Source organism: Bartonella sp. CL436QHHD (assembly GCF_042195105.1).
Classification (GTDB): Bacteria; Pseudomonadota; Alphaproteobacteria; order Rhizobiales; family Rhizobiaceae; genus Bartonella.
Genome location: NZ_JBHINR010000074.1, coordinates 20,933 through 40,795, shown reverse-complemented (window position 1 = coordinate 40,795; position 19,863 = coordinate 20,933). Strand labels below are relative to the sequence as shown.

Annotated in this window: 31 protein-coding genes; 27 read left to right on the top strand and 4 right to left on the bottom strand. The window is 42.0% G+C overall.

All coding sequences use genetic code 11. The features are described 5' to 3' along the window. The first annotated feature begins 247 nt into the window (after positions 1 to 247). The 3 genes from ACFIKN_RS08625 to ACFIKN_RS08615 all read left to right on the top strand — a co-directional run bounded on the left by ACFIKN_RS08625 (position 248) and on the right by ACFIKN_RS08615 (position 1,564). Entirely contained in the window at positions 248 to 421 is a 174-nt protein-coding gene (locus ACFIKN_RS08625) for a hypothetical protein (protein WP_375658266.1), read from the top strand. Between the two features lie 455 nt (positions 422 to 876). After that, positions 877 to 1,026, top strand: a complete 150-nt coding sequence (locus tag ACFIKN_RS08620) for a hypothetical protein (RefSeq protein ID WP_375658265.1) — start codon at positions 877 to 879, stop codon at positions 1,024 to 1,026. 367 nt (positions 1,027 to 1,393) lie between these two features. Further along, entirely contained in the window at positions 1,394 to 1,564 is a 171-nt protein-coding gene (locus tag ACFIKN_RS08615) for a hypothetical protein (RefSeq protein ID WP_375658264.1), read from the top strand. Between the two features lie 333 nt (positions 1,565 to 1,897). On the opposite strand, the gene ACFIKN_RS08610 is transcribed toward ACFIKN_RS08615, so the two are convergent. Both ACFIKN_RS08610 and ACFIKN_RS08605 read right to left on the bottom strand, forming a co-directional pair. Continuing rightward, the gene (locus ACFIKN_RS08610; protein WP_375637680.1) at positions 1,898 to 2,413 is read right to left on the bottom strand and encodes a short-chain dehydrogenase; all 516 of its coding nucleotides are present in this window, start codon (positions 2,411 to 2,413) and stop codon (positions 1,898 to 1,900) included. A gap of 18 nt (positions 2,414 to 2,431) precedes the next feature. Continuing rightward, positions 2,432 to 2,995 (bottom strand): NADPH-dependent FMN reductase, encoded by a 564-nt coding sequence (locus ACFIKN_RS08605; RefSeq protein ID WP_273790873.1) that lies wholly within the window; start codon positions 2,993 to 2,995, stop codon positions 2,432 to 2,434. Between the two features lie 1,255 nt (positions 2,996 to 4,250). On the opposite strand from ACFIKN_RS08605, the gene ACFIKN_RS08600 reads away from it, so the two are divergent. The 6 genes from ACFIKN_RS08600 (at position 4,251) to ACFIKN_RS08575 (ending at position 8,360) form a co-directional block, all read left to right on the top strand. After that, positions 4,251 to 4,478 carry a hypothetical protein gene (locus ACFIKN_RS08600; RefSeq protein ID WP_375658263.1) on the top strand — a complete coding sequence of 76 codons (228 nt, stop codon included), beginning with the start codon at positions 4,251 to 4,253 and terminating at the stop codon, positions 4,476 to 4,478. Positions 4,479 to 4,626: 148 nt separating this feature from the next. Continuing rightward, positions 4,627 to 5,160 carry a hypothetical protein gene (locus ACFIKN_RS08595; RefSeq protein WP_375658262.1) on the top strand — a complete coding sequence of 178 codons (534 nt, stop codon included), beginning with the start codon at positions 4,627 to 4,629 and terminating at the stop codon, positions 5,158 to 5,160. Between the two features lie 30 nt (positions 5,161 to 5,190). Beyond that, on the top strand, positions 5,191 to 5,400 hold the full coding sequence (locus tag ACFIKN_RS08590) for a hypothetical protein (protein ID WP_375643477.1): 210 nt from the start codon (positions 5,191 to 5,193) through the stop codon (positions 5,398 to 5,400). A 427-nt stretch (positions 5,401 to 5,827) separates the two neighbouring features. Continuing rightward, positions 5,828 to 6,112: a hypothetical protein gene (locus tag ACFIKN_RS08585; protein ID WP_375654340.1), complete on the top strand. Its 285-nt coding sequence runs from the start codon at positions 5,828 to 5,830 to the stop codon at positions 6,110 to 6,112. A gap of 693 nt (positions 6,113 to 6,805) precedes the next feature. Further along, on the top strand, positions 6,806 to 7,183 hold the full coding sequence (locus ACFIKN_RS08580) for a hypothetical protein (protein ID WP_375658261.1): 378 nt from the start codon (positions 6,806 to 6,808) through the stop codon (positions 7,181 to 7,183). 10 nt (positions 7,184 to 7,193) lie between these two features. Beyond that, positions 7,194 to 8,360, top strand: coding sequence for a DUF6990 domain-containing protein (locus ACFIKN_RS08575; protein WP_375658260.1), 1,167 nt, complete (start codon positions 7,194 to 7,196; stop codon positions 8,358 to 8,360). A gap of 1,673 nt (positions 8,361 to 10,033) precedes the next feature. Here ACFIKN_RS08575 and ACFIKN_RS08570 read toward each other — a convergent pair. After that, positions 10,034 to 10,357 carry a hypothetical protein gene (locus ACFIKN_RS08570; protein ID WP_273790865.1) on the bottom strand — a complete coding sequence of 108 codons (324 nt, stop codon included), beginning with the start codon at positions 10,355 to 10,357 and terminating at the stop codon, positions 10,034 to 10,036. Positions 10,358 to 10,734: 377 nt separating this feature from the next. Here ACFIKN_RS08570 and ACFIKN_RS08565 point away from each other — a divergent pair, with 377 nt between their 5' ends. From ACFIKN_RS08565 to ACFIKN_RS08530, 8 genes are all read left to right on the top strand, one after another. Then, positions 10,735 to 10,974, top strand: coding sequence for a hypothetical protein (locus tag ACFIKN_RS08565; RefSeq protein ID WP_375658259.1), 240 nt, complete (start codon positions 10,735 to 10,737; stop codon positions 10,972 to 10,974). Then, positions 10,971 to 11,105 carry a hypothetical protein gene (locus ACFIKN_RS08560; protein WP_375658258.1) on the top strand — a complete coding sequence of 45 codons (135 nt, stop codon included), beginning with the start codon at positions 10,971 to 10,973 and terminating at the stop codon, positions 11,103 to 11,105. Before ACFIKN_RS08565 ends, ACFIKN_RS08560 begins: the two co-directional genes overlap by 4 nt. 215 nt (positions 11,106 to 11,320) lie before the next feature. Continuing rightward, positions 11,321 to 11,476 (top strand): hypothetical protein, encoded by a 156-nt coding sequence (locus tag ACFIKN_RS08555; RefSeq protein ID WP_375658257.1) that lies wholly within the window; start codon positions 11,321 to 11,323, stop codon positions 11,474 to 11,476. A gap of 279 nt (positions 11,477 to 11,755) precedes the next feature. Then, positions 11,756 to 12,025, top strand: a complete 270-nt coding sequence (locus tag ACFIKN_RS08550) for a hypothetical protein (protein WP_375658256.1) — start codon at positions 11,756 to 11,758, stop codon at positions 12,023 to 12,025. Positions 12,026 to 12,124: 99 nt separating this feature from the next. Beyond that, positions 12,125 to 12,283 (top strand): hypothetical protein, encoded by a 159-nt coding sequence (locus ACFIKN_RS08545; protein ID WP_375658255.1) that lies wholly within the window; start codon positions 12,125 to 12,127, stop codon positions 12,281 to 12,283. 99 nt (positions 12,284 to 12,382) lie between these two features. Then, on the top strand, positions 12,383 to 12,541 hold the full coding sequence (locus ACFIKN_RS08540) for a hypothetical protein (protein ID WP_375658255.1): 159 nt from the start codon (positions 12,383 to 12,385) through the stop codon (positions 12,539 to 12,541). Positions 12,542 to 12,640: 99 nt separating this feature from the next. Next, positions 12,641 to 12,880, top strand: coding sequence for a hypothetical protein (locus ACFIKN_RS08535; protein ID WP_375658254.1), 240 nt, complete (start codon positions 12,641 to 12,643; stop codon positions 12,878 to 12,880). Then, the gene (locus ACFIKN_RS08530) at positions 12,867 to 13,046 is read left to right on the top strand and encodes a hypothetical protein (protein ID WP_375658253.1); all 180 of its coding nucleotides are present in this window, start codon (positions 12,867 to 12,869) and stop codon (positions 13,044 to 13,046) included. Before ACFIKN_RS08535 ends, ACFIKN_RS08530 begins: the two co-directional genes overlap by 14 nt. 2,049 nt (positions 13,047 to 15,095) lie before the next feature. Here the strand turns inward: ACFIKN_RS08530 and ACFIKN_RS08525 are convergent. After that, positions 15,096 to 15,665, bottom strand: a complete 570-nt coding sequence (locus tag ACFIKN_RS08525; protein WP_273790862.1) for a hypothetical protein — start codon at positions 15,663 to 15,665, stop codon at positions 15,096 to 15,098. Positions 15,666 to 15,951: 286 nt separating this feature from the next. Between ACFIKN_RS08525 and ACFIKN_RS08520 the strand changes: the two genes are divergently transcribed. The 10 genes from ACFIKN_RS08520 to ACFIKN_RS08475 all read left to right on the top strand — a co-directional run bounded on the left by ACFIKN_RS08520 (position 15,952) and on the right by ACFIKN_RS08475 (position 19,856). Then, positions 15,952 to 16,170 carry a hypothetical protein gene (locus ACFIKN_RS08520; protein ID WP_375658252.1) on the top strand — a complete coding sequence of 73 codons (219 nt, stop codon included), beginning with the start codon at positions 15,952 to 15,954 and terminating at the stop codon, positions 16,168 to 16,170. A 163-nt stretch (positions 16,171 to 16,333) separates the two neighbouring features. Beyond that, a complete protein-coding gene (locus tag ACFIKN_RS08515) occupies positions 16,334 to 16,924 on the top strand; it encodes a hypothetical protein (protein WP_375658251.1) in 591 nt (196 codons plus the stop codon). A 56-nt stretch (positions 16,925 to 16,980) separates the two neighbouring features. Then, the gene (locus tag ACFIKN_RS08510; protein ID WP_375658250.1) at positions 16,981 to 17,304 is read left to right on the top strand and encodes a hypothetical protein; all 324 of its coding nucleotides are present in this window, start codon (positions 16,981 to 16,983) and stop codon (positions 17,302 to 17,304) included. Positions 17,305 to 17,362: 58 nt separating this feature from the next. Further along, a complete protein-coding gene (locus tag ACFIKN_RS08505; protein WP_375658249.1) occupies positions 17,363 to 17,488 on the top strand; it encodes a hypothetical protein in 126 nt (41 codons plus the stop codon). Positions 17,489 to 17,544: 56 nt separating this feature from the next. Continuing rightward, positions 17,545 to 17,868: a hypothetical protein gene (locus ACFIKN_RS08500; RefSeq protein ID WP_375658250.1), complete on the top strand. Its 324-nt coding sequence runs from the start codon at positions 17,545 to 17,547 to the stop codon at positions 17,866 to 17,868. A gap of 58 nt (positions 17,869 to 17,926) precedes the next feature. After that, positions 17,927 to 18,052: a hypothetical protein gene (locus tag ACFIKN_RS08495; protein ID WP_375658249.1), complete on the top strand. Its 126-nt coding sequence runs from the start codon at positions 17,927 to 17,929 to the stop codon at positions 18,050 to 18,052. A 56-nt stretch (positions 18,053 to 18,108) separates the two neighbouring features. Beyond that, positions 18,109 to 18,432, top strand: a complete 324-nt coding sequence (locus ACFIKN_RS08490) for a hypothetical protein (protein ID WP_375658248.1) — start codon at positions 18,109 to 18,111, stop codon at positions 18,430 to 18,432. 58 nt (positions 18,433 to 18,490) lie between these two features. After that, a complete protein-coding gene (locus tag ACFIKN_RS08485; RefSeq protein ID WP_375658247.1) occupies positions 18,491 to 18,616 on the top strand; it encodes a hypothetical protein in 126 nt (41 codons plus the stop codon). A 56-nt stretch (positions 18,617 to 18,672) separates the two neighbouring features. Further along, positions 18,673 to 19,356: a hypothetical protein gene (locus tag ACFIKN_RS08480; protein WP_375631448.1), complete on the top strand. Its 684-nt coding sequence runs from the start codon at positions 18,673 to 18,675 to the stop codon at positions 19,354 to 19,356. Further along, a complete protein-coding gene (locus ACFIKN_RS08475) occupies positions 19,335 to 19,856 on the top strand; it encodes a hypothetical protein (protein ID WP_375658246.1) in 522 nt (173 codons plus the stop codon). The genes ACFIKN_RS08480 and ACFIKN_RS08475 overlap by 22 nt, the downstream gene beginning before the upstream one ends. The last annotated feature ends 7 nt before the right edge of the window (positions 19,857 to 19,863 follow it).

Genomic DNA, 19,863 nt, shown 5'->3' with positions numbered 1-19,863 from the left:
GTGTGTGGTTGCTCAAGAGCCGTGAGGGTTGTGGGGAGGATATGGGGAGAAAAGGTGCCAATGGAGGATGGTTGGATTGTGAAATGCGTCAAAATTGGAATGGAGTAATGGAGGAATGGGGGGCGTTGGGGGAAAAGGGCTGATGGCAATGAATAGGCTGATGATAGGCTTTAATGGGGCGGTTTATCGGAAGTTTTGTTGTTTTCTGTGAATTTGCAAAATCGTAAAAACGTGAAACTGTAATAGGGTGTGTGGTTGGTCAAGAGCCGTGAGGGTTGTGGGGCGGTTGGGGAGAAAAGGTGCCAATGGAGGATGGTTGGATTGTGAAATGCGTCAAAATTGGAATGGAGGGCGTTGGGGTAATGGAGGGCGTTGGGGTAATGGAGGGCGTTGGGGGAAAAGGGTTGATGGCAATGAATAGGCTGATGATAGGTTTGTATAGGCTTGTATAGGCTTTAATGGGGCGGTTTATCGGCAGTTTGCTTGTTTTCTGTGAATTTGCAAAATCGTAAAAACGTGGAACTGTAAAACGGTGTGTGGTTGCTCAAGAGCCGTGAGGGTTGTGGGGAGGATATGGGGAGAAGAGGGTGCCAATGGAGGATGGTTGGATTGTGCAATGCGTCAAAATTGGAATGGGGGAATGGGGGAATGGAGGGCGTTGGGGGAAAAGGGTTGATGGCAATGAATAGGCTGATGATAGGTTTGTAATAGGCTTGTATAGGTTTTAATGGGGCGGTTTATCGGCAGTTTGCTTGTTTTCTGTGAATTTTCAAAATCGTAAAAACGTGAAACTGTAAAAGCGGGTGTGTGGTTGCTCAAGGGCTGTGAGGGTTGTGGGGCGGTTGGGGAGAAAAGGTGCCAATGGAGGCGTAAAGGTTGGATTGTGAAATGCGTCAAAATTGGAATGGGGAAATGGAGGGCGTTGGGGGAATGGAGGAATGGAGGGCGCGCTGGGGGAATGGGGAAATGGAGGGCGTTGGGGGAAAAGGGTTGATGGCAATGAATAGGCTGATGGTAGGTTTGTAATAGGCTTGTATAGGCTTTAATGGGGCGGTTTATCGGCAGTTTGCTTGTTTTCTGTGAATTTGCAAAATCGTAAAAACGTGGAACTGTAAAAGGGTGTGTGGTTGCTCAAGAGCCGTGACGGTTGTGGGGAGGATATGGGGTAAAGAGGGTGCCAATGGAGGCGTAAAGGTTGGATTGTGCAATGCGTCAAAATTGGAATGGGGTAATGGGGAGCGTTGGGGGAAAAGGGGTGATGGCAATGAATAGGCTGGTGATAGGTTTGTAATAGGCTGATGATAGGCTTTAACGGGGCGGTTTATCGGAAGTTTGCTTGTTTTCTGTGAATTTGCAAAATCGTAAAAGCGTGAAACTGTAATAGGGCGTGTGGTTGCTCAAGAGCCGTGATGGTTGTGGGGCGGATATGGGGAGAAAAGGTGCCAATGGAGGCGTAAAGGTTGGATTGTGCAATGCGTCAAAATTGGAATGGGGGATTGGGGTAATGGAGGGCGTTGGGGGAAAAGGGTTGATGGCAATGAATAGGCTGGTGATAGGTTTGTAATAGGCTGATGATAGGCTTTAACGGGGTGGTTTATCGGCAGTTTTGTTGTTTTCTGTGAATTTGCAAAATCGTAAAAACGTGTAACTGTAAAAGGGTGTGTGGTTGGTCAAGGGCTGTGATGGTTGTCAGAGGGGGTAAGTCCGTGTGAGAAGGGATAGAAAAACGTTTGGTTTTGGAGCTGTTGATATAGGCATGCTGTTTAGAGGCGTAAGGGAGGGGGATTGTTCGTTCTCAAAGCCTATGATGTAAGAGAGTATGGGCTATTCAAGAGGGTGTTCGGGTATGGATAGAGATTGAAGGGACACTGCTTCTTTGCAAAGCCATAGGTGTTGCTCATAAGTTTTGTTTATTCATATGGTTTTTTATGGCATCCAGTACCTGTTGGCTTATCTCCTTATGGGTCAGCCATCGTAAACCTTTGGGCGTTGTTTTTTGTCCTAATTGAATGGGGATAAAATCAACCTTGTTTTTGCGCGCGCACTCGAGGATCATTTGATCATGCATGTTGGAACCAAAAATATGAAGAATACATGGCGGTTTAGGCAAAAGAGCCAACTGCTCAATTAATGCGCAAGAAAATGCATAGGCGGGCGAATGAATCCATAATATGCAATATTTTAGATCATGCCATTGCTTCACAGCTTCTAAAAATTGCGCCTTTGATGCCGCACAATCATAATCCAACGACACACACAACTGTTTGTTGTGCAATGCCTCAAGCTGGACTTTATGGGAAAGAAAGCGTGCAGCAATAATCACTTCTTGCGGCTTTAGTGATTGATACAAAGGGGCAAGCATCCCTGTACCCCCTACCACTAAATAACGATAGTGCGCATCCTTTTTTTTCATGCCCCCTCCCTTATTACTTTAAATCCCACCTCTTTGCTTTAAAAATGTGTACATTTCATCAGCAAGTCTTTCACAACGTGTTTGTACCTCTTCACTTGTAACTTTCCAAGTACGACCTTCATCATCTGAGGAAAAATCTTCGTTGGAAGAGGCGATTTGACATTGGAGTGTATAACCATAAAGCGTGTGTACCACCGGAACTAAATGCTCACACGGTTGTGCGCATTTTTTGGCCGTACTCCCATGAGAGATAAGCCCAACAGGTTTATTTAAAAAGGCATTATAGCTCAAATTATCAAGAGCATTTTTTAAAACACCCGAATAAGACCCTTGATAAACGGGGCTTGCTAGAATAACGCCATCAGCCGCTGCAATGGTTTTTACAAACTCACGGACCGCAGCACTTGGATTAGCCTCTACCTGCTGATGATAATCGGGATCTGTCATCGGCAAGGGCTGTTCACGCAAATCAACCCACTGAAGTGATGCACCCCGCTTTATGAGGCAATCCGCTAAATAATTGGCTAAAGTTCTTGTTAAGGAAGGTTGACGCACAGACCCCAAAATAATTGCTATATTCAACAGGATTCTCCTTTATCTTTTCCCCACAAGCCTATAACGCAAGGCTTATAAAGAAGTGTGAGTAAAATGGCGCGTATCAATGCTGTTTATAAAGAGCAATTGTGCTGATATCGCATAGTTATAGAATCAATCCATGCTAACAAGATTGTTGACAAAACAACACCTCAAACTTGCAAGGGAATGTTAGTGCTTTCATTGATATTAAAATGCTTGATCTCAAGAATTGCGGCTGTCTCTCTGTCTTAGAAGCGCTTTTATGAATATATTCTAAGCTATTGGCTTGCAAGATCCCCAATGAAAAATGGAATGTATCGTCATATTTTGAATGATCATTGATCCTTTTTAATTGGAATAAGAAAGTTGTAAGATTTTCTCATTTCAAATGCTCTTATTGCGCGATCATTTGCAAATCAATGGAAGTTCCTTTTTTCATGTCTTAAGTGGGGGGTCCGAAAACAATTGAGAAAAGAATAAAAATGCTTCTGTCTTTTCAAGGGATAAAGGCTATCGTAGAAGCTAGATAGGGCTGTTTTTTGGGCAGGGGGTGGGGTTGTCGTAGGAGCCTTACGCTAATGGGGTTGTCCGTGTTGAGGAACGAGTTATGGCGTAGCTTGTTGCAAGGGAGGGTAAGGCTATTGTAGAGGCCGCAGGGGGCGTATATGAATGGTGCCGGATTACATTTTTTATTGAAACAATGGTGGTGATAGAGTTTATAGTAAGGGGATATATTCATGGGGGCGCTATTGTTATCCCCTTCATGGGGGATGTTCATGAAATGGGGTGTACGCGCGTTGGTTTGGAAGTGTTGAGAGATTTCTTTAAAACAAGCACGTGAATTGGCAAAAGTATTGGCAACATAAATAGGCGATACGAGTGTTCTTTGGGTATTCTGTTTGACGACAATGGATGCAATGGTGCTTTGAGAGATTATGCGTATTACAAGGGAGGGTAAGGCTATTGTAGAGGCCGCAGGGGGCGTATATGAATGGCGCCGGATTACATTTTTTATTGAAACAATGGTGGTGATAGAGTTTATAGTAAGGGGGATATATTCATGGGAGCGCTATTGTTATCCCTTTCATGGGGGATGTTCATGAAATGGGGGTGATGCGCGGTGGTTTGCAAGTGTTGAGAGATGTTTCTTTAAAACAAGCACGTGAATTGGCAAAAGTATTGGCAACATGAATATGCAATACGAGTGTTTTCTGGGGTGTTCTGTTTGACGATAATGGATGCAATGGTGCTTTGAGAGATTATGCGTATTACAAGGGAGGGTAAGGCTATTGTAGAGGCCGCAGGGGGCGTATATGAATGGTGCCGGATTACATTTTTTATTGAAACAATGGTGGTGATAGAGTTTATAGTAAGGGGATATATTCATGGAGGCGCTATTGTTATCCCCTTCATGGGGGCTGTTCATGAAATGGGGGTGATGCGCGTTGGTTTGGAAGTGTTGAGAGATTTCTTTAAAACAAGCACGTGAATTGGCAAAACTATTGGCAACATGAATATGCAATACGAGTATTTTCTGGGGTGTTCTGTTTGACGATAATGGATGCAATGGTGCTTTGAGAGATTATGCGTGTCCTTATAAAGTTAGGGACAAACAGTTGCATAAAAGGGAAGAGCAAATGAAGGGGGAAAATTCCACATTTTATAACAAACGGTGCTCTCTTTTTTTGGGAAAATCATTTCGTTCTTATAAAGATCATATGATTATTTGTCTTATTTCTATCCTTATTGGGATAGGTTATAAAGCTCTTTTGATCCCATTAGAAGCCAAGTGGCCGTTGAGTGTATCGCAGGATAGCACTCTTTTGGCGCTTTTTGTGCTGCGTGAAGTCATCATGGTGGTTGTTGTTGCCTTGATGCCTGTTTTATTGGTGCTTTATCTCATCTTAACGTATTTGTTGAAAAAAAAGATTCAGCAGTTAGAAGAGGCTATCCAGCAACGGGGTCACACAATCGATCAACAAAATAATCCGGTAAAAAACAATAGAGAAAAAATAAGCTGTTTTTTTATCGTATACTTTTGGTTGATATTTCTGCTAAACGTCTTTTTTCCTGCGGGTGTTGTCATGCTCATTTTAGAATTTTACTATTTTGTTTTCAAGCAGGTGAGAACGTATCGTAAAGTGAGACGGGCATTAAAACGCGTAAGATAAAGAGAGTGACAAGGCGCTTTTGTAGCTATCGTGAGGGGTAAGAGGCAATGTTTAGAAGCTCTCGTGACACAAGAAGAGGGGATGGTTGGAAAATCATCTGGCAAAGAGGATAGCCTATTTTCGTTTGTAATGAGGAGGATGCTCTTAATCATTGGGAAGAGCAACCGCGCTTTTAGAAAGTTGGGGGTTTTTGTTGAAAACAAGGGAAGCGCCATGCATCGCACTTTTCGTGGTTCTTAAAAGAGCGGGCATGAGATAAAGAAATGCGTTTTTCATAAAAAAAGGAAGAGCAATGAAGGGGAAAAATTCAGCATTTTATAATGGACTGCGCCATTTTTTCGAAAAAAGTATTTTTTCTGTGCGAGAGCATGTTGTCATTTGTTTTCTCTCTCTCATTATTGAGCTATGGAACAGGATTTTCTTTCTTGAGCTATGGAACAGGATTCTCTCTCTCTCATCCTTGGATAGCAAAGAGTACAGCATTTTTTCTCTTGAGCTGTGGAACAAGATTTTCTTTCTCCTATCCTTGGGTAGCAATGGGGAACGGACAGGGTGGTGGGATACACCTCTTTTTCTCTCTCTGTATGCGTTTTGGAAAGTTATTATAGTGTGTGTTTTGGTCTTATTCCCAGTTATGTTGATACTCTACATCATATTGTGGTTTTTGTTGGTAAAAAATATTCGGAAATTGAAAGGAATAGATCAGCAACGGGGTAAAATAACCGATCAAAAGGATCGATATAAAGAAAGTGTGAACTGGAAAATGGACGATATTCTTGTCATGATATTTGTTTTCGTGCTTATGTGCGTGACATTGGTGGTTGCTTGTATTCCCATGATGATTTTAGAACTTTATTATGGTGTCTTTAAGCAGGTGAGAACGTATCGCTGTTTAAGAAAAGAACTGAAAAACGTCTTGCAAGAACAGGATACAGCGTTTGAGAAGTCATGAGAGGGAAAAATAATGAAGAAATTATGAGAGATTCAGCCTTTATAGGGATTGCTCTCTATACCATTTTGCCTCTGATATTTTTTGGTGCTCTTTCATGAGGTGTCCGTAAACATTGCTCTAAGGAGCAGTGTTGAGGGTGGCATTGAGTGAAAGAAAAGCCGATTATGGATTAGTATTGATTTAAGGGAATAAGAGCCCTTGGGGTTTAGAGCCTAGAGTGAGTGCTTGGGACTTACTTTATCGTTTGAGGCGTGAGGAAGGAACGGTTTTGCTTGTAGGGGCGCGCGGTATATGGGTTGTTTTCGTATTTTTATGAGCCTTGTTCATTCAAGCTTTGAAATGAATCCTATTGAAGTGGGGTTGCAGGGTGATTTTCTTGAAAATAAGAGAATTTTTGGGAAGAAAAAGCTGAATTGTGACTATTGTTTACAGATTGGCGTGGTTTGAAAATCTTTATTGTTTGCAATGTGAGGAAGGTAAGAGGGTGGCAAGGTAGCAGGAATATTATAATTTTTATTATGACGCAAACCATAATGGTCTGTGTACTTTTCTTTATTCCGGTGGTATTTGGGTTTTGCATCATCATAATGCGTAAATTGGAAAAAAATCCAGAAACGAGAAGAGGCAATCTCTGTGTGATAGCAAATAAGCTCTCTGTCGCACGGGTCTTTTCAAAGAGTGAGAGGGGAATACATGAAGGAGCAAAATTGGGCATCAGAGCAAGAAACGCATAAAGGAGCGCATTCTTTTTCGCTCCAGCACGTGTTGCTCTCAGCAAAGGATTATAAAATTATCTTTGCTATTGCGGTTCTCATTATCATGTGGAAAATGGTTCTAGAAATACCAGGTGTATTGAATTGGCAGCTGACAGGGTGGCAATATGTTGTGCATGCCGTTCTCTTTAAAACAACGGACATCATAACGGTTTGTGTTATTATTTTTATTCCGGTTATGTTACGGCTTCGCACCAAAGTGACGGGTGAGTTGCGAAAAAATATTCAGAAACTAGAAGAAGCAATCTCTGTAGGAGAGCACATAAGCTCTCTGTCGCACGGGCTTTGTAAAGACTGAGAGGGGAAAAATGAACAGTGATCCTATAGCCGTATTTCTATTAGATCCCGGATTCTGGGTGATGATTGTTATTTGCATGATCATTATCATGCTTATTTTAGCTCTTTATATCTCTGTCTTTAAACGGATGAAAATGAATTTCCAAGTGAAAGGCGAGCTGGAAAGAGTGCTTAAAGAAAATGATCTTGCAACGCAGCAGTTTTGGAAAGATGAAGCTGTGGTGCAGGAGAGGCGTTTGCAACTAAAGGAAAAAGAGTTCTCTGCCGATTATGATGATGATGATGAAATTCTCACGATAGAAAGTGCAACAGGGCTTTTAAAAAGCTTGGGATGGTCGGTGGAAATCGAGGGAAAGGGAGATTATTTGGCAACCCTCTTTTTACCAGATCGCGAAGTGCAGTTTCTTTATAACGAGCAACGAGTGGAAGAGTTTTCGCCTTTTGATCGCGGACTTTTAATTATGAGCGGTATTTTTGCGGCGGCTTGTCAGACGATTAATCCTCATAATTCTGGGGTTGTGCCAACGGTATTTATGAATTTTGTACCCAATGGATTGGAAATTTTTGAAGAAAAAGTGAGCGTCCAGCTTTTAAAGAAAGCACTCGATAAAACTTTAAAATGGACAATGGAAGATGATTCTTTGCATGAAATGTTTCGCTCTCAATATGGTATTCCCCCTTGGGAAAAAGACTCTTTATCTTGGGCACCGGATGATGACATAGAGCTCGCACCTTATGCTTTGCTGCATCTTGCTGCTCTTGCCTTACTGGGCGATGTTGAGACTTTAGCTTCTTATGACGAAAGTTTTACGGCAGGGGAGAAGCTTGGCTTTGATGAAACCATTGAAAAAGTCCATTTGGAACGCGCGATGGTGATCGCTCAAGAAGTGAAAAGGGAAGGAAAGTTCAGTTACGATCTACTGGAACGGGTTGCTGAGAAGTGGTCTATAGCCATGGACTATCAGCTTTTCAGAGTGAGATCCCCTAATACGTGTAATCAAAAACGTGCTTTTCATAAAAAATTAGTCGAGGAGAAAAAACAAGAATTAAGGGAACAAGGGTTTGAAGGGGTGAGTGATGAACAGTTCGTGTTTGAAGCAGAGGGGGTAAAACATGCTCCTGATATTACTTATATTAAAGATGGTAAAATCGCATTTATGGATATAAAAATTGATTAGTGTTGTACTCTCCTGTTGAAGAAAAGCACTCTTATTTAAAAGATGTGAAAGCGCCATGATTGAGACGCTTTCACACCTTTCTTACCAGAGCCAAATAAAGGGCTCAAAAAATCAAGAATAATAGCCAAGATTTTAAAAAATAGACTGGAAATAGCTTGATCCTCAAGAATAGGGGGAAAAATCAATTATAAATTCTACTCTCTTCTTTAAGACTGTTCTGTTGTTTTGTTAGAAAATGCTCATAAATTATCGCTTATTCAAGTGCCTTATTCAAGCGGTATGAGGGAAAGGTCCATTGACTAAAGCGCTATGGGGGGAGCTTTAAGGGTTAGAGCCTTTAAGGGTTAGAGCCTTTGTCATTTGAGGTGAGAGGAAGGCAAAAAATGGCATTTTTGAGCAGTGTTAAGCTCTTTTGCCTTTGAGGTGTTTTTTGTCTTTCTAAGAAGTTCTTGTCAATGAAGCAGCGCTTGTTAAGCTGCAACAGCGTTTCAGTATGGTGATATTGATACAAAAATTTATATGGTATTTTTGTGTTTTTCAGTCTGCTTCATGGAGATCTGTAAGCCAATCCGATGATGTAGGGGATGCATGGTCATTTTCTTGAAACAGAGGAATTTTTGGGAAGAACAAGAAGAATAAAAGGATTGCGGATTCTCATTGATTAAAGCGCTATGGGGGAGCTTTAAGGGTTAGAGCCTATGGGGGAGCTTTAAGGGTTAGAGCCTTTGTCATTTGAGGGGAGAGGAAGGCAAAAAATGGCATTTTTGAGCAGTGTTAGGGTCTTTTTCCTTTGAGGTATTTTTTGTCTTTAAGCTGTTCTTGCCAATGAAGCAGCGCTTGTTAAGCTGCAACAGCGTTTCAGTATGGTGATATTGATACAAAAATTTATATGGTATTTTTGTGTTTTTCAGTCTGCTTCATGGAGATCTGTAAGCCAATCCGATGATGTAGGGGATGCATGGTCATTTTCTTGAAACAGAGGAACTTTTGGGAAGAACAAGAAGAATAAAAGGAATTTCTGATTCTCATTGATTAAAGCGCTATGGGGGAGCTTTAAGGGTTAGAGCCTATGGGGGAGCTTTAAGGGTTAGAGCCTTTGTCATTTGAGGGGAGAGGAAGGCAAAAAATGGCATTTTTGAGCAGTGTTAGGGTCTTTTTCCTTTGAGGTATTTTTTGTCTTTAAGCTGTTCTTGCCAATGAAGCAGCGCTTGTTAAGCTGCAACAGCGTTTCAGTATGGTGATATTGATACAAAAATTTATATGGTATTTTTGTGTTTTTCAGTCTGCTTCATGGAGATCTGTAAGCCAATCCGATGATGTAGGGGATGCATGGTCATTTTCTTGAAACAGAGGAACTTTTGGGAAGAACAAGAAGAATAAAAGGAATTTCTGATTCTCATTGATTAAAGCGCTATGGGGGAGCTTTAAGGGTTAGAGCCTATGGGGGAGCTTTAAGGGTTAGAGCCTTTGTCATTTGAGGGGAGAGGAAGGCAAAAAATGGCATTTTTGAAGGCTGTGATATTTGGCCAATAAAAATAAAAACACAATAAAAATTAAACTAAAACAAAGGAAAAATTAAACTAAAAAAGGCCCCATTTAAAAAGGGCCTTTTTATTTAAGTTTTACAATATATACAAAATGTATATAACTTTACTTTAAGAACTTTTTGTATCTTATACTCTAGTAGAAACAAGTTGTATGAAATATATAATAATTGATCCTAAAAAACTAGCTATTGCATTCAATAAACTTTTTCCTTTCTCGTATATATCGTTTATTGATGCTTGTTCTGATGCGCTTCTATTACTGACTCTCAGTATATTCAATGTATCCGATGTGTCCCTTACTTGTTTAACAAACTGTAAATTTGTTTTCTCAATAGTATAAGGTGCAACAATAGGAGAGGGCTGTTTATTGACTATACGATCAGATTTTTGAATCGCGAGAGCTAAACCACTTGTGATAGCCCCCGCTATGAAAAAATATCTGATATTCATAGTTTTTCTCCTATATTTATTTCGATAAATAAATATCGATACGTATCATATATAAATTCGATTTAAATAACTATAGTAAAAATACAACAATCACAAAAAAGAATAAACTTTGTCTATATTTTGACAAAATTTACCCTTAATTGCCTTAATGAATTCTTTTAGATTCGATTTTATGAAGGCGTAAAAAGGTTTGAAAGCTCTGTAGGCAAGTGGAATCCCATAAGATGGGTGATACGGCAGTCGCTAGAAAACTTCCTTTTGTGCCTTTGACCAAGGATTCATAAAAATGAGGGTTCATAAAAATGAGATGCGATGAAAATTGAGTAAAACCCTTGAAGGGAAGGATTCACTCTATTGAAGGCGGAGTGAATCCTCTTATGGATCGGATACTGCCTTATGAGGGTTCGGCAGTCTCCGTTGAGGGGAAGGATGCACTCTTTTTGAGGGCTAGAGTGCATCCTCTTATGGATTGGATACTGCCTTATGAGGGTTCGGCAGTCTCCGTTGAGGTGAAGGATGCACTCTTTTTGAGGGCTAGAGTGCATCCTCTTATGGATTGGATACTGCCTTATGAGGGTTCGGCAGTCTCCGTTGAGGGGAAGGATGCACTCTTTTGAGGGCTAGAGTGCATCCTCTTATGGATTGGATACTGCTTCATGAGGGTTCGGCAGTTTCCGTTGAGGGGAAGGATGCACTCTTTTTGAGGGCTAGAGTGCATCCTTTTCATGGATTGGATACTGCTTCATGAGGGTTCGGCAGTTTCCGTTGAGGGGAAGGATGCACTCTTTTTAAGGCGCGGAGTGCATCCTCTTATGGATTGGATACTGCCTTTATGAGGGTTCGGCGGTATCCGTTGAGGGGAAGGATGCACTCTTTTGAGGGCTAGAGTGCATCCTCTTATGGATTGGATACTGCCTTTATGAGGGTTCGGCGGTATCCGTTGAGGGGAAGGATGCACTCTTTTTGAGGGCTAGAGTGCATCCTCTTATAGATTGGATACTGCCTTATGAGGGTTTGGCAGTTTCCGTTGAGGGGAAGGATGCACTCTTTTTGAGGGCTAGAGTGCATCCTCTTATGGATTGGATACTGCCTTTAGGAGGGTTCGGCAGTTTCCGTTGAGGGGAAGGATGCACTCTTTTGAGGGCTAGAGTGCATCCTCTTATGGATTGGATACTGCCTTTAGGAGGGTTCGGCAGTTTCCGTTGAGGGGAAGGATGCACTCTTTTGAGGGCTAGAGTGCATCCTCTTATGGATTGGATACTGCCTTTAGGAGGGTTCGGCAGTTTCCGTTGAGGGGAAGGATGCACTCTTTTTGAGGGCTAGAGTGCATCCTCTTATGGATTGGATACTGCTTCATGAGGGTTTGGCAGTTTCCGTTGAGGGGAAGGATGCACTCTTTTGAGGGCTAGAGTGCATCCTCTTATGGATTGGATACTGCCTTATGAGGGTTCGGCAGTTTCCGTTGAGGGGAAGGATGCACTCTTTTTAAGGCGCGGAGTGCATCCTCTTATGGATTGGATACTGCTTCATGAGGGTTTGGCAGTATCTGTTGAGGGGAAGGATGCACTCTTTTTGAGGGCTAGAGTGCATCCTCTTATGGATTGGATACTGCCTTATGAGGGTTTGGCAGTTTCCGTTGAGGGGAAGGATGCACTTTTTGAGGGCTAGAGTGCATCCTCTCATGGATTGGATACTGCTTCATGAGGGTTCGGCAGTTTCCGTTGAGGGGAAGGATGCACTCTTTTTGAGGGCGGAGTGCATCCTCTTATGGATTGGATACTGCTTCATGAGGGTTTGGCAGTATCTGTTGAGGGGAAGGATGCACTCTTTTTGAGGGCTAGAGTGCATCCTCTTATGGATTGGATACTGCCTTATGAGGGTTTGGCAGTTTCCGTTGAGGGGAAGGATGCACTTTTTGAGGGCTAGAGTGCATCCTCTCATGGATTGGATACTGCTTCATGAGGGTTCGGCAGTTTCCGTTGAGGGGAAGGATGCACTCTTTTTGAGGGCGGAGTGCATCCTCTCATGGATTGGATACTGCTTCATGAGGGTTTGGCAGTATCTGTTGAGGGGAAGGATGCACTCTTTTTGAGGGCTAGAGTGCATCCTCTTATGGATTGGATACTGCCTTATGAGGGTTTGGCAGTTTCCGTTGAGGGGAAGGATGCACTTTTTGAGGGCTAGAGTGCATCCTCTCATGGATTGGATACTGCTTCATGAGGGTTCGGCAGTTTCCGTTGAGGGGAAGGATGCACTCTTTTTGAGGGCGGAGTGCATCCTCTCATGGATTGGATACTGCTTCATGAGGGTTTGGCAGTATCTGTTGAGGGGAAGGATGCACTCTTTTTGAGGGCTAGAGTGCATCCTCTTATGGATTGGATACTGCCTTATGAGGGTTCGGCAGTTTCCGTTGAGGGGAAGGATGCACTCTTTTTGAGGGCTAGAGTGCATCCTCTTATGGATTGGATACTGCCTTATGAGGGTTTGGCAGTTTCCGTTGAGGGGAAGGATGCACTCTTTTGAAGGCGGAGTGCATCCTCTTATGGATTGGATACTGCTTCATGAGGGTTCGGCAGTTTCCGTTGAGGGGAAGGATGCACTCTTTAAGGGCTGGAGTGCATCCTTTCCATGGATTGAACGCACTCTTTGGAGGCTAAAGTGCATCCATAGGGAAAGGCATATTCCATAAGAAACAGAGATAACCAAAAGATTTGTTTTTATATTTTTATTGATAGGTTGCTGTATTTGCGAGGGCTATTCATTCTTTATTCTCAATATTTAAGATGATTATGTGATAAGGGTTGTTCGTCAATACAATCGTAAAAGACGCTGAGCATTTTTATAAAAATTAAGATATTTTTGTGCCTTTTTCTTGTTTTTTTTGTGTTTACACAAGATATGCACGGCTTTTCAACAGTTTGTTTTTTTTAGCTTTGCTAATGGCGTTGGCTAAACACTTCAATTGTTTTAACTGCTTCAATACCGCCTTAAAAAAACAGTGCTTTATAATATGACAAAATAAGCTGTATAACTTTTGATTCTTACGCGATGCTAGAAAAAGGGGAATGTTAGGAGAGATGTTGTCTATATTCTTAGCTTATCTCTTAAGGTAGGAAGATTAACATACTTTCTGGATCTATTTTTATTTGGCCGGATCTATTTTTATTTGGTTTGACGGTTAAAGAGCAATAGCTGAATGGAATCACGCTTGCTTCATGTTTTTATCCTCACGCTTTAGATTTTTTCTCATAGAGATTTTGTTTTTAATGAGGTTTTACGCGAATCACGTAAAACAGAATGTTCTAAATAGAATATATTTGTGTTGCACATTTACGTACTTGTTTAAAAAACATTATGTTGTCTTATCATCACAATGATGTTGATGAATGGGGATGTTGATGAATGGGGATGTTGATGAATGGGGATGTTGATGAATGGGATAATGGAGAAATCTCTTGCGAAGTGGATAAGCCCTTCTTTAAAATCTCATAAGGGGAAAGCCTGCACTATCATACTATTCGCGCCTCATGTGATGACAGCCTTTGGCTCTTGAGCGTGTTCATAAGAGGCATTTTGATTCTTTATCTTGCTAGTGTTTTATTTCATATATCTCTCATGTTTGTAATGTGGAAAAGACAAGGTGTTGATTGATGCAACATGAAATAAATTTGAAATGAGAGAATCCCTATGATATCCGGGTCTCTTAATTTTATATAGATAACTGGAAATTATTATTATAAATCAAAGTATTACCGTGATACATCAACCTGTTGGTGGACTATGCGATAAAGAAAGTTATCCAGTAGTTAAGTCATTCTGTTATGTCGTAAAACACTGTCATTTGAAGTTTGGTGATATGAAGCAGGCTTCTTTGGATATGTTTTAAGTGTTTTTTTAAGGGCGTGGTGAATCTTTAAGACAGAGCAAGCTCCTGTTGCGCCTTGAGTTTAGCTGAAAATCCCTGAATGGAAGCCAAGAGTGAATGGAAGCCAAGAGAGAAGTGTATCCAAGCTGTTTGTAAATCAGATTGAGTTAAGAATCTTTGTTCTTTGAGAATGAAACGCAAGTCAATTTGACAAAAGAATGATCTATTTTGCGGGTAGACCTTATGGAGGAATATAACAAAGCTCATAAGGAAGTGATTTAAGACAATACAGTCATAAAAAAGTACAGTTATAAAAAAAAGTCCTCCGTCGCAATTAGAGGACCAAAGAGCAGGAGAATTTTAACATTGACTCGCAGGACGTGTCAAAAAAGAATAAATTCAAAAGGCCGTACTAAATACAAAAAATCATACTTAAAGAACCTACCACATTATAATTAGCAGAGAATTGAAAAAATAGCAATATAAAAAATACTTTTTACAAAAAATTTTGTCATTTTGCATTAAAACTTAATACTTTTTTCAATTGAATATTTGTTTTAAGACTCGATATTAATTAAACTATATTTAAAAATATTATGATGCATGCAAGCATCTTGATAATATTCTTCAATCAAAAACGAATTAAGAGCCCCTCATGATTATAGGACTGATATGGGGAAGGCTTTTTGTTTTTAAGAGTGTGGGGTGTATCTTCAGTATGTGTGGGGGGTGAAGTATTGTCCTTTTGGGTGTGGGGGGCAAGGTAATGAAAATGGGGGCGAGAGCTGCTCAATGCTTGAGCCCGTGTGGGGGAGGTTTCTTTAGAGGGGCGGGGGCAACATGGGAGGCCGCTTAAAATGGCGAGGAGGGGGATTATTCAAAATGTTTATGGTTTGCATATCCCCAATGAAATGCGAGCAAGTCTAAACAATCTCGTAAATGATCGGCAAGGGAGTTTTGTTTGCGTTTTGAAGAACTTAATTCTTTTATCGCTTGTCCATGGCCGATAACGCGTTCAAGCAGTGAATAGCCAAGAATACCCAGTTGAACTTTGATTGTTCTTAAATGATTGGAGGCTTCTATTTGACGTTCAATGGGGTGTATGTACCCTTGGCTACAGGAAACCTTTTCACGGGTGTAGTCAAGGCTCATGTGGAGATCGGCTTGGCTTTGACGCCAGTAAAAATAAAAACGTTCTGCCGCTTTATATTGGGCTTTGCTGAGATGTCCTTTCGCATATAAAAGTGCAATGGGATGGCTTTGTGCATTGGCAATGGCATTGATGGTGCGCGGGTTGCTGGAACTTTCTCGATGATTGGGTTTAAAATAAGGATTACGCGTTTCAACAGGGATTTCTTGCGTCTTTAAATGACCAATGTGCTTTTCTTGATTTTGATGATCAAGCGGGCAGGTTTGCATATTTTTTTTCTGCTTATGGGTCATAGCATCTCCTTAAAAATTATCGTTTGCTTCTTTATGTTTATGCAAAGAAACGGGATTGTGCTGTTGTATGCTTGTTGAGGGATACGTTTTTATGTCTGCTTTTTGCGTGAGGGGAAGTTTCAAAAAAAGGGTGAGGGGTCGCTTTCTGTGGGTGTTGTCATTGTTTTATAGGAGAGGCTGTATGGGAGAAAAGTGTATTGTCTCGCGTGGATTTGCTTCTTGAAAGGATTGGCATTTTTTTGCATGATGGGCGTTACCTTTAATTTTACTGCTGTGGGGGATATTGATGCCGCATGATTTGATGTTTTTGCAGTGGTTGGCACTTTTCTGTCCTTTGGTTCTCGCCTTTGTTTCTATTTATGCGGCAATGAGGTTTTTCGGGGTTACAAGGAAGGACTTTTTTAAGAGTGGGGTGCTTGCATTCTTTGTTGGCGTGACCTCTAAGTTTGTTTATGCGCAAGCTGAGCACTTTGGTTTGACTTGGTTGTGGTTCTCAAACAGTTAGGTCTTTCACATTCTTTTTGGCGTTGTCTTTGGTCTTATCCTTGGGCTTATTTGTCTAGGGGCAAAACGTCTTGGGTTTAGGCTTTCATTCTTTACAAAGGATTGATCTTTTGCTGCATTTTTGGCATGGTCTCTAATTTTTACTTAATAAAGGAGCGGGGCGTATGGTGGTTGCGCGGGACATGTTTTTGAAGGGGCTGGCGTTTTTCTGCGTTATTGGCTTGGTCCTTGGTTTTGCTTATGAGGATGCGGGGCGACCGGTTATGACGTGGGAGGTGTTTTGGCAGGGGGTGGAGATTTCTTGCATTGCTGGAGCGACCCTTTGTTTTATTGTTGTGGGAGCAGACCGTAAGACTGTATCGTGGGGCGTGTTTTTCAAGGCTGTGGTGTTTTGCGCCATTGCTGTAGTGGTTCTTGGCTTTGCTTATAAGGGAGTGAAGCGTTTTGATATATCGTGGGAATTTTTAGTGATAGGAGCGGTGTTTGTTGCATTGCTGGACCTGTCCTTGGTTTTGCTTATGAGGGTGCGGGGTAAGGGGATATCACGTGGGGTGTCTTTTTTGAGGTTTCTGGTGTTTTGCTGCGTTGTTGGAGCTGTTGTTGGGTTGGCGCATGTGGGCGCTAAGCATATGGGGGTTCGCTGGTTTTTGATCTTTAACAATGGGGTGTTTGTGGGCACTATTGGACTTGTTCCTTTTTTTGCTCTGGAGGGGGTACGGTGTGTGCGTGTACTGTTGGGGGGCTTAAAAAAATGAGCATTTCTCTTCCCCACGGGCGTGGTCTTTGATGTTCTTTCTGTGAGGGGTATTTGATGTCGAACGATGTGATGTTTTTGCAGTTGTTGGCACTTTTCTGTCCTTTGGTTCTCGCCTTTGTTTCTATTTATGCGGGAATAAGGTTTTTCGGGTTTACAAGGAAGGACTTTTTTAAGGGTGGGGTGCTTGCATTCTTTGTTGGCGTGACCTCTAAGTTTGTTTATGGGCAAGCTGAGCACTTTGGTTTGACTTGGTTGTGGTTCTCAAACAAGTGGGTCTTTTATATTCTTTTTGGCGTTGTCTTTGGTCTTATCCTTGGGCTTATTTGTCTAGGGGCAAAACGTCTTGGGTTTAGGCTTTCATTCTTTGCAAAGGATTGATCTTTTGCTGCATTTTTGGCATGGTCTCTGATTTTTGCTTAATAAAGGAGCGGGGCGTATGGTGGTTGCGCGGGACATGTTTTTGAAGGGGTTGGTGTTTGCGGGCATTATTGGACTTGTTTCTTTTTTTGCTCTGGAGGGGGTACGGTGTGTGCGTGTACTGTTGGGGGGCTTAAAAAAATGAGCATTTCTCTTCCCCACGGGCGTGGTCTTTGATGTTCTTTCTGTGAGGGGTATTTGATGTCGAACGATGTGATGTTTTTGCAGTTGTTGGCACTTTTCTGTCCTTTGGTTCTCGCCTTTGTTTCTATTTATGCGGGAATAAGGTTTTTCGGGTTTACAAGGAAGGACTTTTTTAAGGGTGGGGTGCTTGCATTCTTTGTTGGCGTGACCTCTAAGTTTGTTTATGGGCAAGCTGAGCACTTTGGTTTGACTTGGTTGTGGTTCTCAAACAAGTGGGTCTTTTATATTCTTTTTGGCGTTGTCTTTGGTCTTATCCTTGGGCTTATTTGTCTAGGGGCAAAACGTCTTGGGTTTAGGCTTTCATTCTTTGCAAAGGATTGATCTTTTGCTGCATTTTTGGCATGGTCTCTGATTTTTGCTTAATAAAGGAGCGGGGCGTATGGTGGTTGCGCGGGACATGTTTTTGAAGGGGTTGGTGTTTGCGGGCATTATTGGACTTGTTTCTTTTTTTGCTCTGGAGGGGGTACGGTGTGTGCGTGTACTGTTGGGGGGCTTAAAAAAATGAGCATTTCTCTTCCCCACGGGCGTGGTCTTTGATGTTCTTTCTGTGAGGGGTATTTGATGTCGAACGATTTGATGTTTTTGCAGTGGTTGGGGTTTTTCTGCTTTGTTGCTCTTGTCTTTGTTTCTATTTATGCGGCAATGAGGTTTTTCGGGGTTACAAGGAAGGCTTTTTTAAAAAATTTGGCGTTGAGCTTCATTATTATCGCTGTCTCTAAGTTTGTTTATGGGCAAGCTGAGCACTTTGGTTTGGCTTGGTTGTGGTTCTCAAACAAGTGGGTCTTCCATATTCTTTTTGGCGTTGTCTTTGGTCTTATCCTTGGGCTTATTTGTCTAGGGGCAAAGCGTCTTGGTTTTAGGCTTTCATTCTTTGCAAAGGATTGATCTTTTGCTGCATTTTTGGCATGGTCTCTGATTTTTACTTAATGAAGGAGCGGGGCGTATGGTGATTGCGCGGGACATGTTTTTGAAGTTTCTGGTGTTTGCGGGCATTATTGGAGCTGTTTCTTTTTTTGCTCTGGAGGGGGTACGGTGTGTGCGTGTACTGTTGGGGGGCTTAAAAAAATGAGCATTTTTCTGTCCCACGGGCGTGGTCTTTGATGTTCTTTCTGTGAGGGGTATTTGATGTCGAACGATGTGATGTTTTGGCTGTTGTTGGGGGTTTTCTGCTTTTTTGCTCTTGCCTTGATTTTTATTTATGTGGGAGCAAAGCGTCGCTCTGTTACAGGGGGGATGTTTTGGAGATGGGTGGTGCTTTATGGCGTTGTTGCCACCTACCTTGGTTTTATTTATGTGGGCGTGGGCAGGCGCGCTGTTGACGGGGAGCTGCTCTTGAAGGGGGCGGTGTTTTCTTGCATTTTTGCAACTGTCCTTGGTTTGGTGCATCTGGGCGTCAAGAGCATGCCTGTTGCTTGGCAAGTGTTCTTAAAGGCGGTTATGTTTTGTTGCATGATGGGCTTTATCCTGTGGTTTGCTGCTGTGGGTGTCAGAGATATGGATAGCATAAGGGCGGTATTCTTAAAGGTTTTGCTCTTGTCTGTATTGTTGAAAGTGCTCTTGGGGTTCTTTATACGCGAGCAAGGTGATACGGTATTACAGAGGTCGTTGCGTGCTTTGAATTTTGTGCTGTTTTCCTGCATTTTGGGTACTCTCCTTTGTTTTACCCGTCTGGGAGCAGAGAATCTAGGGTTGAGCTGGCTTTGGTTCTCGAAGGATTGGGTGTTTTTATTCATTTTTGGATTTACCCTTCCTTTTGTTTGTGAGGGAGCAAGGTGTGCGCGTGTTCTATGGGCTTGGTTCTTGAGGTAGGGGGTGTTTTTTTGCTGTTGTTGGTGGTTTCCTACCTTTTTATTGTTGTCGTTATTTGTACTTATAGGCTTTCCAAGCGCTTCGATATTCCGTGGTGGCGGGCGGCGTTTTATTGTATTTTTGGTGTTTCCCTCTTTTTGAAGGAAGTGCTGTTTTACGGCATTTTAGGAGTCGTCCTTTTTTTAGCTCTTTTGGGGATGGAGAGTATGGACATACCGTGGGGACTCCTGTCCTTGATGGGGATCGTGTTTGCTGTACTGTTGGAGTGGTTCTTGATTTTGCATATGAGAGGGCGGCAAAATGGAGTGGTGACGCGTTGTTTGTGGTTATTGAAGGGGTTGGTGTTTTGCGCCATTGCTGGAGCGATCTTTTTTTGTTTGCCTTTGGGAGCAGAGTATATGGGGTTGAGCTGGCTTTGGTTTGCGAAGGATTGGGTGTTTTTCATTATTTGTGGATTGATCCTTCCTGTTGTTCTGTGGGAGCAAGGCGTGCGCGTGTGAAGGCGGT

Bases quoted from the DNA above. Each gene is read 5' to 3' on its own strand.
- ACFIKN_RS08595 (WP_375658262.1), top strand. From the start codon at position 4,627: ATGAAGGGGGAAAATTCCACATTTTATAACAAACGGTGCTCTCTTTTT.
- ACFIKN_RS08530 (WP_375658253.1), top strand. From the start codon at position 12,867: ATGCACTCTTTTGAAGGCGGAGTGCATCCTCTTATGGATTGGATACTG.
- ACFIKN_RS08575 (WP_375658260.1), top strand. From the start codon at position 7,194: ATGAACAGTGATCCTATAGCCGTATTTCTATTAGATCCCGGATTCTGG.
- ACFIKN_RS08600 (WP_375658263.1), top strand. From the start codon at position 4,251: ATGCGTATTACAAGGGAGGGTAAGGCTATTGTAGAGGCCGCAGGGGGC.
- ACFIKN_RS08580 (WP_375658261.1), top strand. From the start codon at position 6,806: ATGAAGGAGCAAAATTGGGCATCAGAGCAAGAAACGCATAAAGGAGCG.
- ACFIKN_RS08515 (WP_375658251.1), top strand. From the start codon at position 16,334: ATGGTGGTTGCGCGGGACATGTTTTTGAAGGGGCTGGCGTTTTTCTGC.
- ACFIKN_RS08505 (WP_375658249.1), top strand. From the start codon at position 17,363: ATGGTGGTTGCGCGGGACATGTTTTTGAAGGGGTTGGTGTTTGCGGGC.
- ACFIKN_RS08535 (WP_375658254.1), top strand. From the start codon at position 12,641: ATGGATTGGATACTGCTTCATGAGGGTTTGGCAGTATCTGTTGAGGGG.
- ACFIKN_RS08485 (WP_375658247.1), top strand. From the start codon at position 18,491: ATGGTGATTGCGCGGGACATGTTTTTGAAGTTTCTGGTGTTTGCGGGC.
- ACFIKN_RS08565 (WP_375658259.1), top strand. From the start codon at position 10,735: ATGGATCGGATACTGCCTTATGAGGGTTCGGCAGTCTCCGTTGAGGGG.
- ACFIKN_RS08545 (WP_375658255.1), top strand. From the start codon at position 12,125: ATGGATTGGATACTGCTTCATGAGGGTTTGGCAGTATCTGTTGAGGGG.
- ACFIKN_RS08495 (WP_375658249.1), top strand. From the start codon at position 17,927: ATGGTGGTTGCGCGGGACATGTTTTTGAAGGGGTTGGTGTTTGCGGGC.
- ACFIKN_RS08500 (WP_375658250.1), top strand. From the start codon at position 17,545: ATGTCGAACGATGTGATGTTTTTGCAGTTGTTGGCACTTTTCTGTCCT.
- ACFIKN_RS08520 (WP_375658252.1), top strand. From the start codon at position 15,952: ATGCCGCATGATTTGATGTTTTTGCAGTGGTTGGCACTTTTCTGTCCT.
- ACFIKN_RS08570 (WP_273790865.1), bottom strand. From the start codon at position 10,357: ATGAATATCAGATATTTTTTCATAGCGGGGGCTATCACAAGTGGTTTA.
- ACFIKN_RS08525 (WP_273790862.1), bottom strand. From the start codon at position 15,665: ATGACCCATAAGCAGAAAAAAAATATGCAAACCTGCCCGCTTGATCAT.
- ACFIKN_RS08480 (WP_375631448.1), top strand. From the start codon at position 18,673: ATGTCGAACGATGTGATGTTTTGGCTGTTGTTGGGGGTTTTCTGCTTT.
- ACFIKN_RS08610 (WP_375637680.1), bottom strand. From the start codon at position 2,413: ATGAAAAAAAAGGATGCGCACTATCGTTATTTAGTGGTAGGGGGTACA.
- ACFIKN_RS08475 (WP_375658246.1), top strand. From the start codon at position 19,335: ATGGGCTTGGTTCTTGAGGTAGGGGGTGTTTTTTTGCTGTTGTTGGTG.
- ACFIKN_RS08540 (WP_375658255.1), top strand. From the start codon at position 12,383: ATGGATTGGATACTGCTTCATGAGGGTTTGGCAGTATCTGTTGAGGGG.
- ACFIKN_RS08490 (WP_375658248.1), top strand. From the start codon at position 18,109: ATGTCGAACGATTTGATGTTTTTGCAGTGGTTGGGGTTTTTCTGCTTT.
- ACFIKN_RS08510 (WP_375658250.1), top strand. From the start codon at position 16,981: ATGTCGAACGATGTGATGTTTTTGCAGTTGTTGGCACTTTTCTGTCCT.